Below are 12,912 nucleotides of genomic sequence, written 5' to 3'. Positions count from 1 at the left end.
CAGCCAGGCTTCCGGCACCGCATCGCCGCCCTTCTTGCCCGGCAGGCTCACGCTGCGGCGTGGCTGCAGCGGGTGCGTCATCGGCTGCGCGAGCAGGCGCCCCGTCACCGAATCGGACTGCGCGGCCAGATCCGCGACCGCGCCCTGCGCGACCAGCGTGCCGCCGCGCTTGCCGGCGCCCGGGCCGACGTCGATGATGTGATCGGCGCGGCGGATCGTGTCCTCGTCATGCTCGACGACGACGAGCGTATTGCCCTTGTCGCCGAGCTTGCGCAGCGCGTCCAGCAGGATCTGGTTGTCGCGCGGATGCAGGCCGATCGTCGGTTCGTCGAGCACGTAGCAGACACCCTGCAGGTTGCTGCCGAGCTGCGCGGCGAGCCGGATGCGCTGCGCTTCGCCGCCCGACAGGCTCGGCGCCGCACGGTCGAGGCTCAGGTAACCGAGCCCGACCTCCTCCAGAAACGCGAGGCGACTGCCGATCTCGCTGACGATATCGCGTGCGATCTGCGCGTCGCGCCCCGTCAGTTCCAGCCCGTCGATCCAGCGTCGCGTGTCGGACACCGTCCACTGCGCGACCTCGACGATCGGATGCGCGTCGAACGTGACCGCGCGCGCGGACGGGTTCAGCCGCGTGCCGTTGCAATCCGGGCACGGCTCGTTGCCCACGCCTTCCGGTTCCTGCTCGTCGGACGGCAGTGTCTGCTCGCGGCCGCGATCATCCCCGGCGAGCACCGTGTCGTCGTACGCGGCGCGCTGTTCGCGCGTGAGCGTGACGCCGGTGCCGACGCAGGTCGTGCACCAGCCGTGCTTGCTGTTGTACGAGAACATCCGCGGGTCCAGCTCCGGGTAGCTCGTGCCGCACACCGGGCACGCGCGCTTGACCGACAGCACCTTGACCGTGCCGACGCGCGCGGTCGAGTGATCGTTCTGCATCGCATGGTGCAGCCCGTCGAGCGGCGCGAGCAGATGCATCACGCCCTTGCCAATCTCGAGCGTCTCGTCGAGCACGCGCCGCAGTTCGGCCTCGTTGTCCGGCGACACGACGATGTCGGCCACCGGCAGTTCGATCGTATGCTCGCGGAAGCGGTCGAGCTTCGGCCACGGATCGACCGGCACGAACTCGCCGTCGACCCGCAGATGCGTGCTGCCGCGCGCCTTCGCCCACTTCGCGAGATCCGTGTAGACGCCCTTGCGGTTGACGACGAGCGGCGCGAGCAGCCCGACGTGTTCGCCGCGATGATCGCGCAGCAACTGCGCGGCGATCGATTCGACGGACTGTGACGTGACGGGCGTGCCGTCGTGGATGCAATGCTGCAGGCCGAGCTTCACGTACAGCAGCCGCAGGAAGTGCCAGACCTCGGACGTGGTCGCGACCGTGCTCTTGCGCCCGCCGCGCGACAGCCGCTGCTCGATCGCGACGGTCGGCGGAATGCCGTACACCGCATCGACTTCGGGGCGGCCGGCCGGCTGCACGATCGAGCGCGCATACGCATTCAGCGATTCGAGGTAACGGCGCTGGCCTTCATGGAACAGGATGTCGAACGCGAGCGTCGACTTGCCGGAACCCGACACGCCGGTGATCACGTTGAACTTGCCGTGCGGGATGTCGACGTCGAGCGCCTTCAGGTTGTGCTCGCGCGCGTTGACGATCCGCACGACGTCTTCGCCTTCGATCGCACGCCGCTCGCGCGCCGCGTTCAGCACGGCCTGCAGCGGCTTGCCTTCGTCGGCGAGCGCCAGTTCGGCGTCCATCGCGCGGTCGTATTGCAGCAGCGCCACGCCCGTATGCGATTCGGCGCAGGCCTTCACGTCGTCGGGCGTACCCGCGCACAGCACGAGGCCGCCGCCGTCGCCGCCTTCCGGGCCGAGATCGATCAGCCAGTCGGCCGCGCGGATCACGTCGAGGTTGTGCTCGATCACGATCAGCGAATGGCCGGCCGCGAGCAGCTTGCCGAACGCCTGCATCAGCTTCGCGATGTCGTCGAAGTGCAGCCCGGTGGTCGGCTCGTCGAACATGAACAGCTTCGCCCGCGCGATGCGCGCCTCTTCGGTGACGACCCGGCGGCCGTTGACGGCTGCCGCCGATTCGGCGAGGAAGCCGGCCAGCTTCAGCCGCTGCGCTTCGCCGCCCGACAGCGTCGGCACCGGCTGGCCGAGCTTCACGTATTCGAGGCCGACGTCGACGATCGGCTGCAGCACGCGCAACACCTCGGCATCGGTCGCGAAGAACGCGGCCGCTTCGCTGACGGTGAGGTCGAGCACGTCGGCAATGCTCAGCGCGCGGCCGTTGCGCTCGATGCGCACTTCGAGAATCTCGGCGCGGTAGCGGCTGCCGTCGCAATCGGGGCAGCGCAGGTAGACGTCGCTCAGGAACTGCATCTCGATGTGCTCGAAGCCCGAGCCGCCACAGGTCGGGCAACGGCCGTCGCCCGAGTTGAAGCTGAACGTGCCGGCGCCGTAGCCGCGTTGCAGCGCGAGCGGCGCCTTCGCGAACAGCTTGCGGATTTCATCGAACGCGCCGACGTAGCTCGCCGGGTTCGACCGCGTGGTCTTGCCGATCGGCGACTGGTCGACGAACACGACGTCACCCACCTGGTCGGCGCCCGTGAGGCCACGGTACGCGCCCGGCGACTCGGTCGCCTTGCCGTGGTGCCGCGCCATCGCCGGATAGAGCACGTCCTGCAGCAACGTGGACTTGCCCGACCCCGACACGCCCGTCACGCAGACGAGCCGCTGCAGCGGAATCTCGACCGTCACGTCGCGCAAGTTGTGTTCGCTCGCGCCCTCGAGCACGATGCGCGGCGTGTTCGCGTCGACCACGCGACGCGCCCAGTTCGACGCGTGCGCGACATGCTTGCGGCCGCCGAGATACTCGCCCGTCAGCGTGTGCGCCGACCGGATGTCGCCCGGCGTGCCGTCGTAGACGATCGTGCCGCCGCGCTCGCCCGGGCCGGGCCCCATGTCGATCAGCCGGTCGGCCGCGAGCATCACCGACGGATCGTGTTCGACCACGACCAGCGTATTGCCCGCATCGCGCAGCCGCTGCATCGCCTCGACGATCCGCGTGAGATCGCGCGGATGCAGCCCGATGCTCGGCTCGTCGAGCACGAACAGGGTTTTCGTGAGCGACGTGCCGAGCGCCGTCGTCAGGTTGATCCGCTGCACCTCGCCGCCCGACAGCGTGCGGCTTTGCCGGTCGAGCGTCAGGTAACCGAGCCCCACGTCGCACAGGTATTTCAGGCGCGTGCGCACCTCGGCGAGCAGCAGCTTGAGCGCATCGTCGAGCAGCGCGCTCGGCAGGCTGATGCCGTCGAAGAAGCGGCGAATGCGCTCGATCGGCAACAGCATCAGGTCGTGCACGGTCAGGCCCGGCAGCGCTTCGAGCTGCGCGCGGCTCCAGTCGACGCCGCGCGGCATGAAACGACCGGCCGGCGCGAGCACGCCGTCGGCGTTTTCCTTCGAGCCGAACCGCCACTGCAGCGATTCCGTCTTCAGGCGCGCGCCGCCGCACACGTCGCACGGCGTGTAGCTGCGGTATTTCGACAGCAGCACGCGGATATGCATCTTGTACGCTTTCGACTCGAGATAGCCGAAGAAGCGCTTCACGCCGTACCACTGGCTTTGCCACTTGCCGTTCCAGTCCGGCGACCCGTTGACGACCCAGTCGCGCTCGGCGTCCGACAACTCGGCCCACGGCGTGTCACGCGGGATGCCGGCTTTCGCCGCGTAGCGCATCAGGTCGTCCTGGCACTCCTTCCAGGCGGGGGTCTGCATCGGCTTGATCGCGCCGCCGCGCAGCGTCTTGCGCGCGTCGGGGATCACGAGGCCGAGATCGACGCCGATCACGCGGCCGAAGCCGCGGCACGTTTCGCACGCGCCGTACGCCGAATTGAACGAGAACAGCGCCGCCTGCGGCTCCGCGTAGCGCAGGTCGCTGTCGGGATCGTGGAGCCCGGTGGAGAAGCGCCACACCTGCGGCTCGGCCGCCGCGCTTCCCGGGCCTTCCGGCTCCGCCGCGAGCACGTACACGTTCACGCGCCCGCCGCCGCGCTTCAGCGACGCCTCGATCGCCTCGACGACGCGCACCTTGTCGGTTTTCTGCACACGGAAGCGGTCGGCCACCACGTCGAGCACCTTGCGCAGCCCGGTGGGCGACGCGACCTCGCGCTGCGCCTGCACGCGCGTATAGCCGCTCGCCGACAGCCACTGGGCGATTTCTTCGTCGGACACCGCTTCCGGCAGCTCGACCGGGAACGTGACGACAACGCGCGGATCGTCCGCCTGCGTGCGCGCAACGAGATCCGAGTAGATCGTCTCCGGCGTGTCGTGCCGCACCTGCCGCGCGGTCTTGCGGTCGAACAGCTCGGCCGCGCGCGCGTACAGCAGCTTCAGGTGATCGTTCAGCTCGGTCATCGTGCCGACCGTGGAGCGCGAGCTGCGGACCGGATTGGTCTGGTCGATCGCGATCGCGGGCGGCACGCCGTCGACACGCTCGACCTGCGGGCGATCCATCCGGTCGAGGAACTGCCGCGCGTACGCGCTAAACGTCTCGACGTAGCGCCGCTGGCCTTCCGCGTACAGCGTGTCGAACACGAGACTCGACTTGCCGGAGCCCGACGGGCCGGTGACGACCGTCATCTCGCCGGTGCGCAGGTCGAGATCAAGATTCTTGAGGTTGTGCTGACGTGCTCCGCGAATGCGGATCAGATTGCTGGATGACAATTTGCCTGCCCGTCTGAATGAGTTAGCCAGAGTTCACGGTGCCGGGACGCTGCGGCGGATGCCCGCAGGCGCGGCGCGCGGGCCGCAAGGTTGTACCCGTGCGACTCGATTTCGACGGACACTATACTGTATATTCATACAGTTTTCCATGACGACCCTGGGGGCGTCATGGGCAGGCGGCTGGCGGTCGGGATTCACGTCACCCGGAACGCTGTTCGCTCAAGCTGGAACCCGGCTTGGACATGACGCATGCCTCGATGCGCTCGTGGTCCGTCTTCCCTGGCCAGGGCGATTGAGACCCGATTCAAGGTGGCAGTCGAGATGGGGAGGATCGGGAAAGGCCGGACCGCGAAGCCCGGCCAATTCGACACGTTCGACATCGAGGCGGTACACCTGCAACCCGAGCCGTCACCGCAAACTCGCCCGACTGCGCGCGAGAGTCTTTGATGCTACCTTGCTCCGCGAACACGGCACGCTCGTGGTTCAGTTGGATTTCCTGGTGGGAAACCTGCAAATTTTGCATGACCGTAAGCCGGACAGGGCGAGCTTCACCCGAGCTTCACACGTTCGACGCCGGAAACGAAACGCCCCGCACATCGGGTGTTGAGTCCATTCTCAGATATCGGATAGCGCATGAAGAACAGCGTTCTGGTTACGTCCGGTCGCGCCGCTCTGGCGACCGAAGTCGTCGGCAGTGGAGCCCCGATCGTGTTTTTGCACGCACGAGTCGCGGACCGCCGGATGTGGGGCCACCAGATGCGTGAAACAGGCACGAGTCTCCAAGCCATTGCCTATGATCGACGAGGCTTTGGAGAAACAGTTGCTGAAGCAGAGAGCCATTCTTCGGTTGACGATTTGATCGCCGTTATCAAGTCGGTGACAGACGGCACCCCTGCAATACTGGTGGCCTGCTCTCAAGGAGGGGGCATAGCACTCGACGCAGCGCTTCGATATCCGTCATGTGTTCGCGCTCTGGTTCTTGTTGCGCCGAATGTGACCGGCGCGCCAAAAATAATCCATGCGGCGCAGGTTGACGATTTGATTGCCCGTTTAGCCGACGCCGAAGCCAACAGCCACATTGAAGAAGCCATTGCAATACGCGCGAGTCTCTGGCTTGACGGCCCGCTTCAGCACGAAGGGCGCGTGAAGGGTGAGGCTCGCAAGCTGTTTGACGAGATGAACGCTATCGCCCTCGGTTTGCCCCCGGTAGGCATGAACACGGATGCACCGATTGCCTATGGGCGACTGGAAGAAATTTCAGTCCCGACATTGGTGATGTGCGGCGAGCTTGACCTTCCCGGCATGCAGGAGCGGAGCCGTTACGTCGCGAATACCGTATCTGACGGAATCTTCCACCCGATATCCGGTACCGCCCATCTGCCGAGCCTTGAGCGGCCTCAGGAAGTCACGGGCAGGATCGTGGATTTCATCGGATCACTGTAATGTTCGGCCATGGTGGAAGCAAGTAGCGAAACGCCGACGAAGATACCCCCAGGCGGAAAGGCCTTGTCAACCAGGTCGTGGATGTGAAGGCAAGTACGCGTCCGCCATGCGACGTTGTATCGCCTTCTCGACACTCGCCTTGTGCAGTCGCGACCCGTCGGAATGCCGCGCTTCGCCGCGCCCGACTGCATCCGAATACGGTTTCCCGGTTGCCCCTGTACCCGGCTTCCGGTTTCCATCCTGCGGAATTCCCGTTGCCACCCGTATCCGAAGTCTCGGGAATCCGGCGGCAACGCTCCCTTCCCGCTTTCGTCCTACACTTCACCTGTTCCTTTTAACCGCAGCGTTGCAATGAACATCGATTTCGACGTCGTCTGCGACAATCAAGGCCATTATTCCAATGGCCCGCATGCCCACTCGTACGACATGCTGTTCGTACCGCTCGACGGCATCTTTTCGGTGTCGTCGCCGCGCCAGGCGCGCGGCGATGTCCTGGCGAGCGGGAGTCTCTGGTTCGTCCCCGAACGGCACATCCATCACGTGTCCGCGACGCCTGGACAGCGCCATCTCTGCTACTACCTGAACATCGACAACCTGATGTCGCAGGGCAATGTGGACCTGCGCTCGCCCATACAACAGTCGGAGAAATGGGGAACGTCGCTGCTCCTCTCCGACCTGCTGCGCGTGCGCGCGCATCTCGCCCGAAAATCCGGCCCGCTTCTCGGCCCACACGAACTCGACCTGCTCATCCTGCAGGAGGCAGGCCGCATCATGACCTCCGTCCTGCCGTCGCGCTCGCGCGAGCCGGCCGACGTCGTGCGCGAGGTCAGGATTCATATCGGCGAACACCTCGACGGCGACCTGTCCTGCGCGACGCTCGCGCGTCAGTTCGGCACATCCGAACGAACGCTGTCGAGATGGTTCCACGCCGAACAGGGTCAATCGATCGGCCAGTACGTACTCGATACCCGCCTCGCAGAAGCGAAGCGGCTGCTCTTCTCGACCACGTTGCCGGTGGTCGACATCCAGAACACCGTGGGCTTCGCGTCGGCCCCTCATTTCGCCGATTCGATGCGCAAGGCCTTCGGCCTTTCGCCGCGACATCTGCGGCGCCGGGGCGCGGCCGAGCGGCAGGAAATCGACAGTCCTGACCTGCCATCGACATAACGCATCGACACGCCCCCTTACGCTCATCAGGCTGACGTTCGCGGCCCGACCGCCGCGCGTCGCACAAGCGGAGCCGCACGCGTCCATCCGCGCTCCGTCGCCCACTTGATAGCGAGTGTTAGGAGGCTTAGCGAATGAGCAACATGAGCAAGATCGCCGGCGTCGAGATCGCGCTGGTGTCCAATCCCGAAGTACGAAACGCGCTATACGAAGCGTACGAGCAGGCATCCGACGCGACGGCAGTCATCGAATCCTTCTTCGACGAATTCACGGCGCGCGCGTGGAATGAAACCGCACGCTGCCTCTTCTTCAAGAACTGGCGCAGCCCCGGGACGGGCGCGGCGAGCTTCTGCGCGCTGACGTTCCGGTTGCTCGGCACTGCGGAGCAGACGGAATCGGCGACGCACCGTGATGTCCTCTATCGTTGCGCGACGCGCCTGTCGGAGGTGTCGCACGAAGATGTCGGCATCGGCGGCGTCGACCATCAGCAACTCTACGACGATTTTGCCAACCGTCTCGCGGGTACCGACGCGTGGAAACTGGACCGCTACGCGATCCATGGGCTCAAGGAAGTCATCCCGGCATCGCGACGCTATCGCCAGAACGGCGAAGATCTCGGCAGGGCCATGCTGATCTCGCTGCCGGAAGAGTTGTACAACCACGCGGAATTCACGTTTGCCGCGTCACGCTTTTCCCGCTGGCACCGCGATGTGCTGAAGCGTCCGGAAGACACGTGGAAGCAGGATCTCGCCTTCATCCACGATCATCTCGGCGAAACGGAGCGCGGGCATTTCGCATCGCTCGTCCAGGGATTCGACGATTTCTGTTCGGCGACCGAATTCGTGCCGGACTGGTCGCTCCTGCGGCAATCGAGCGTCGACCTGCTGAACGACATGGCTCGCTACTACCGCAAATTGTCGAACCATCTGCACGATGCCGAGGCTGGCCGCCTCGCGAGCCCGCGTCAACCTGAATTCGCATGAGCCTTGCAACGGAGTTGTCCGGTTGAAGTCAGCAGACTATCGGTGGTACGTGCTCGGCGTATCGACACTGACGCAACTGACCGCGGCGCTCGCGAGTCAGGGAATCGGTGTGTGGGGCACGTTCGCGCAGAAGACGTTCGGACTTTCGCTCGGCCAGATCGGCGGCCTCGCGACGTTCTCGAACGTCGTCCCCATTCTCGGGCTCGCGCTCGTCGGGCGCGTGCTGGATCAATACGGCGAGCGCTGGCCCGTCGTCCTCGGCCTGACGATATTGAGCGTCGCGATGACGCTCGTGGCGCTGTCCTCCGGCTACGCCGGGCTCGTTGCCGGCATGGTGATGATCGGCGTCGGCTACAGCCCGGTTCAGCCGGGCGGCAGCCGGGCGATCTATCACTGGTTTCCGCCCGGCGAACGCGGCCTCGCGATGGGCGTCAGGCAGGCTGCGCTGCCGCTTGGCGGCGCACTGGCGGCAGTGTTCTTCCCTGCGCTGCTCATCCACACGGACTGGACGCGCGCGATGCTCGCCGCGAGTGCCGTGCTCGCAGCATCCGCCATCGTGTACGGCGCCGTGTTCCGTAATTCGCCGCGGCACGCGCAGCGTGCGTCCGCGTCCGCGCTGGATGGCCTGAAACACCATCTCCGCGACGCCGGATTCCGGCGAATCTCCGTGGTCGGTGCCGTGCTCGTCGGCGCGCAGACCGCGATCTCGATTTTCTGGGCGATCTTCGCGCAGCGTCGTTTCGGCTATTCACCGACCGATGCCGCGTGGGTGTTGTTCATCGTCCAATTGAGCGGCTCGGCAGGCCGGATCGTGTTGTCGGCGATCAGCGATCGCATCGCTGACGGCAAGCGCCGGTTCGTCACACTGTGCCTCGGCATCACGCCCGTTGCGCTGATCGCCGCGGCATCGCTGCCCGCACATTCGGCGACGTGGGTCGTCGTCACGTTCTCGGCGCTGATCGGCGTGTGCTGTTTCGGCTGGTACGGCCCGTGGGTGGTCTGGCTGTCGGACAGCGCAGAGGAGGGGCAGGTCGGTGAAGTGCTCGGTGCTGCGATGGCCATCAACCAGATTGCGATTGCGTCCGTTCCCGCGATTTTCGGGTTCGTCTCCGACGTCGTGCCCGCCCCTGCCCTGCCGTGGTACTGCATCTCCGGTCTGCTCGGCCTCGCTTTCGCATGGACGCTTCGGGCATCGTCGAAGGAGCGCGGCGCATCGCCTGCCGGCGGCGGCACCGATAGCCGGGATGCGAGGAAGTACCAGCCTTTGCGGTGACGCGGCCCGGATGGAGCGACACGCGAACGTAGGTCGCTCGCAAATGCGGATGGCCGACGATCGGTATTGCCGAGTGCTTGCGTTCCTGTTTGAAAGCGATCTCAGGAGACAGAGAATGAAAGGGACGAAGATCGAGACGTTCAAGGACCATTGGTACCCGATCGCCTATCAATGTCTCGGTGGCCTGCTGGCGTTGTTGGCGACAGCAGCCGTCATCTTCACGCTCAGGCTCGCGATCCAGTCGGTGACGCCTTTCGGTTAAGGCGCGTCTCGCGATTTCAGGACGAACGACCGGCAACGGCGGACAAGCTGCGTCGCGCGAACGCGCGACCGGATGCGGAACGCGCGCGCGTCGCACATCGAGCTGATCATGGCCTGTCTGCGTGGTGACAATATCAAGCCGGCGCGGCTGTTCGATCCGGCGTTCGACGTGCGAGACATACGGAATGAACGCACGACACTACCTTGAGACAAGGCGCGGAACAGGACCTATGGAAACGTTGACCCTTCACGCACTGCAACTCGAACTGGGGCAGGTCGATCTTCAATTGGCCCAGGCGAAGGTGGCGGAAAAGAAAGCGGCTCTGGCAATCTTCAGGGAGCAGGTCGCGCTGTACGGAATCACCGAGCAGGAAGTCTTGTCGGCGCTGGGCTACGTGCCGACGAAGGCGAAGCGCGCGGCGGCGAAGTACTACGATCCGTCGTCGGGCCGCAGTTGGTCAGGCCTCGGCCCGCGGCCGAAATGGCTGGAAGGCAAAGCGCTCGCCGATTACGCGATCGACAGCACGCCACTGCCGTTGTGGCCTGGCGATGATACGTGAAGGTGGCGCTTGCGCCTGGTGGGAACGCGGACTGAATGTTTCGCGGATCTCCATCCCGATTACCCCCTGCCGATAATCGAATTCCGCCAGTTTGACTTCGTGGCGAACATCGCAATGACAGCCGACTGGATTCGGTCATGTAGCGTCGTTCGCCTATTTCGCTGACCCGAAATCTGGACGTTAACTTCGCATCGGTTATCCGCCGCTCGCGCAACGATAATGCGCGCCACATCATCGGCCTCGTCCTGCCAAGATTGACAGGTATCGTTACGTCATTTTCGTAACTACTATCCCTGCATTCGAAATAAAAAATAATCGATCGATTTTTGAAAATGAGTCACACAAAGATTTAGCGCAGCTGTTGTAGCAGCAATGTAAACGTACTTGAAGGGCTTCTTAAACTACCTTTCACAACGGAGCATGCTATGTCAGACAATCGAGCATCCGGATTTTCTCCCTCTGGATGGATTTCCGGAACGGTCGACAACACTCTGCAGCAAAAGGGCTCTATATCGGTACTTCCGCCGTTACCAGCTGGCACGATCATCTTGGGCCTGACGGTCTTGCCTATTCATCTTTATTCCAACGACCCACATCCCGAGCCGTTTCCCGGGCTACAGACCAACTTCACGACCGACGGACGCGGATTCATATTGTCGGCCGAGCCTTATAATCCGCGCGATTCAATCCAGTTTTTCATGTGGCAGGTTACGTATGGGACTGCACCGACGGGTTATCAGCCGCGAGGCTGGAAATCCGGCGTGACCTCGAACGCTTCGCTACCACAAAAAATCAGTACCCGGCTCTCCCCCAATGACGCCATTGCCGGGGTCACGATTCTACCCATTCACATTTACTCCAATGATCCGAATCCCGAGCCTTGGCCCGGCCTGATTGCAGAATTTACGGAGTCCGGCTCGATATTTCTCAGTTCGGACGGGACGGAACCGCGCGACAGTATCGACTGGTTCAGATGGCAGACTTTTCTGGGACGTCAAGGCGCGAGCCCGACCCGCATTGGCTGGAAGTCCGGCGTAACAGGTAACGCCGATCTGCCCGCACGCATTAACCCGACGATTCCACCGGGTTTCGGTATTGTTTCGGTGACGGTCTTGCCGATTCATATCTACAAGAAGGATCCCAAACCGGAACCCTGGCCCGGATTGCGCGTGGACTTTCCGACGCCACAAAGCTTCACGATTCATGCGATAGCCACCGACCCTCGCGATACCATCGATTGGTTCGAATGGCAGGTTACTTATGCTGCGCTGGGTTGATAACAAGGTTCCCGCCCCCCTGTTTCCTGGATAGAGGGTGCAGCGTTCAAGCTTTCATGAGCCTTCGGCGTACGGCCGAAGGCTGTGTTGCCGAGCGAATTTGCGCGGCGTCAAATCCTTGAGGGGAATGAGCAAGGTGCGTGATGCTTCGAAAGCGGCCGTTACTTTGTGCCACGCCAAACGGCCGCTTCGGGTCGGCTGCCGCCACAAAGGTCTGGCCGCACGGCCCGCGTAGAAGTAAAGACTCAACGCGCGAAGGTGGGGTTGCGTACAAGAACTCGCGAGATCAACCCGCCACGAAGGATCTGGAAAGCGTGAATCCCGACACTGGCGAGGCGCTGTATGGGCAAGACCGCGGCTCGCCAGGCCGTCCCTCCTTCGCTACGCCTTTTTCGTATAGGTGTTGCACCAGCCTTTCGCACTGACCTGCTTGCCGCCGAAAACGGCGCACGGCCCCGTCGTCGCGCCGGCCTTGCCCTGGAAGAACTGGCAATTCGCGCAGGCCTCGCCCGCCTGGAATTTCGGGTACTTCGCATGGTCGACCCGGCTGGCATCCGTCTTGTAGCCAAGCGCCTGCGCGTTTGCATCGGTTTCCTGCACGACGCCGGCACCGGCATCCGCCGCCACCGCGCGACGTCCAACGGCGAGCGCAGAGGCGAGAACGGTGGTGACGGCAATAAAACGTCGACGTGAAAATTTCATGGGGTCCTCCCTTCAGGTTTGCGTGAACGGATCTCCGGGAAGCGTCGTTCCCCGATGACGTGGCGCCGACCGCTCCGCAACAGCGTCCGTCGATGGCGCACGTATCGCACGTATCGCACGTATCGCGCCCATCGCGATGCGCAGCGCCCGTCGCGCCAACGCACGACCGGCAAACGCATCAACGAAAGAACAGCTCCCGCATCCCGAACGTGTGATGCGCTTCCGCCGCCATCAGCACCATCAGCACGAGCAGGCACAGCGGCGGTATCAGGATCGCGTACACCAGCGCCAGCCGCTCCCACATCATGTGCATGAAGATCGACACGATCAGCCCGGCCTTCGCGATCATCAGCACGACGATCAGCACCCAGCGCATCACGCCCTGCACGTTGAAGTAATCGACCAGGTACGAGAACGTGCTCAGCACGAACAGCAGGCCCCAGATCTTCAGGTAGAGGCCGATCGGATGCTGCTGGCCGTGCGCGGCGTCGGGATGATCGGCGGGATCGGTGTGTTCCATGGCC

The 12,912-nt window shown here is 64.0% G+C and carries 10 protein-coding genes; 7 read left to right on the top strand and 3 right to left on the bottom strand.

The annotated features are described in order from the left end of the window. Positions 1 to 4,722: excinuclease ABC subunit UvrA (gene uvrA, locus G3N93_RS10340; protein WP_206132963.1), on the bottom strand; the 4,722-nt coding region annotated here is incomplete at its 3' end. Between the two features lie 633 nt (positions 4,723 to 5,355). Between uvrA and G3N93_RS10335 the strand changes: the two genes are divergently transcribed. From G3N93_RS10335 to G3N93_RS10305, 7 genes are all read left to right on the top strand, one after another. Next, positions 5,356 to 6,165, top strand: a complete 810-nt coding sequence (locus tag G3N93_RS10335) for an alpha/beta fold hydrolase (protein WP_206132962.1) — start codon at positions 5,356 to 5,358, stop codon at positions 6,163 to 6,165. Positions 6,166 to 6,516: 351 nt separating this feature from the next. Further along, complete coding sequence (locus G3N93_RS10330) at positions 6,517 to 7,332, top strand: AraC family transcriptional regulator (protein WP_206132961.1); 816 nt, start codon at positions 6,517 to 6,519, stop codon at positions 7,330 to 7,332. A gap of 134 nt (positions 7,333 to 7,466) precedes the next feature. Continuing rightward, positions 7,467 to 8,315 (top strand): hypothetical protein, encoded by an 849-nt coding sequence (locus G3N93_RS10325; RefSeq protein ID WP_174938615.1) that lies wholly within the window; start codon positions 7,467 to 7,469, stop codon positions 8,313 to 8,315. A 22-nt stretch (positions 8,316 to 8,337) separates the two neighbouring features. Further along, entirely contained in the window at positions 8,338 to 9,588 is a 1,251-nt protein-coding gene (locus G3N93_RS10320; RefSeq protein ID WP_174933329.1) for an MFS transporter, read from the top strand. Between the two features lie 115 nt (positions 9,589 to 9,703). Then, a complete protein-coding gene (locus G3N93_RS10315; RefSeq protein ID WP_174933331.1) occupies positions 9,704 to 9,850 on the top strand; it encodes a hypothetical protein in 147 nt (48 codons plus the stop codon). A 229-nt stretch (positions 9,851 to 10,079) separates the two neighbouring features. Next, positions 10,080 to 10,409 (top strand): H-NS family nucleoid-associated regulatory protein, encoded by a 330-nt coding sequence (locus G3N93_RS10310; protein ID WP_174938807.1) that lies wholly within the window; start codon positions 10,080 to 10,082, stop codon positions 10,407 to 10,409. Between the two features lie 425 nt (positions 10,410 to 10,834). After that, on the top strand, positions 10,835 to 11,686 hold the full coding sequence (locus G3N93_RS10305; protein WP_206132960.1) for a hypothetical protein: 852 nt from the start codon (positions 10,835 to 10,837) through the stop codon (positions 11,684 to 11,686). A 381-nt stretch (positions 11,687 to 12,067) separates the two neighbouring features. Here the strand turns inward: G3N93_RS10305 and G3N93_RS10300 are convergent, their stop codons facing one another. Both G3N93_RS10300 and G3N93_RS10295 read right to left on the bottom strand, forming a co-directional pair. Next, the gene (locus tag G3N93_RS10300) at positions 12,068 to 12,388 is read right to left on the bottom strand and encodes a high-potential iron-sulfur protein (protein ID WP_174933338.1); all 321 of its coding nucleotides are present in this window, start codon (positions 12,386 to 12,388) and stop codon (positions 12,068 to 12,070) included. 178 nt (positions 12,389 to 12,566) lie between these two features. Beyond that, complete coding sequence (locus G3N93_RS10295) at positions 12,567 to 12,908, bottom strand: cytochrome C oxidase subunit IV family protein (protein WP_206132959.1); 342 nt, start codon at positions 12,906 to 12,908, stop codon at positions 12,567 to 12,569. Positions 12,909 to 12,912 lie beyond the last annotated feature (4 nt).

This window comes from Burkholderia sp. Se-20378 (assembly GCF_017104665.1).
Classification (GTDB): Bacteria; Pseudomonadota; Gammaproteobacteria; order Burkholderiales; family Burkholderiaceae; genus Burkholderia; species Burkholderia lata.
This window is presented reverse-complemented; position numbering and strand designations above follow the sequence as displayed.

What these genes read in the sequence shown, in the direction of transcription:
- G3N93_RS10315 (WP_174933331.1), top strand. Translation starts at nt 9,704, where the DNA reads ATGAAAGGGACGAAGATCGAGACGTTCAAGGACCATTGGTACCCGATC.
- G3N93_RS10305 (WP_206132960.1), top strand. Translation starts at nt 10,835, where the DNA reads ATGTCAGACAATCGAGCATCCGGATTTTCTCCCTCTGGATGGATTTCC.
- G3N93_RS10335 (WP_206132962.1), top strand. Translation starts at nt 5,356, where the DNA reads ATGAAGAACAGCGTTCTGGTTACGTCCGGTCGCGCCGCTCTGGCGACC.
- G3N93_RS10295 (WP_206132959.1), bottom strand. Translation starts at nt 12,908, where the DNA reads ATGGAACACACCGATCCCGCCGATCATCCCGACGCCGCGCACGGCCAG.
- G3N93_RS10310 (WP_174938807.1), top strand. Translation starts at nt 10,080, where the DNA reads ATGGAAACGTTGACCCTTCACGCACTGCAACTCGAACTGGGGCAGGTC.
- G3N93_RS10330 (WP_206132961.1), top strand. Translation starts at nt 6,517, where the DNA reads ATGAACATCGATTTCGACGTCGTCTGCGACAATCAAGGCCATTATTCC.
- G3N93_RS10300 (WP_174933338.1), bottom strand. Translation starts at nt 12,388, where the DNA reads ATGAAATTTTCACGTCGACGTTTTATTGCCGTCACCACCGTTCTCGCC.
- G3N93_RS10325 (WP_174938615.1), top strand. Translation starts at nt 7,467, where the DNA reads ATGAGCAACATGAGCAAGATCGCCGGCGTCGAGATCGCGCTGGTGTCC.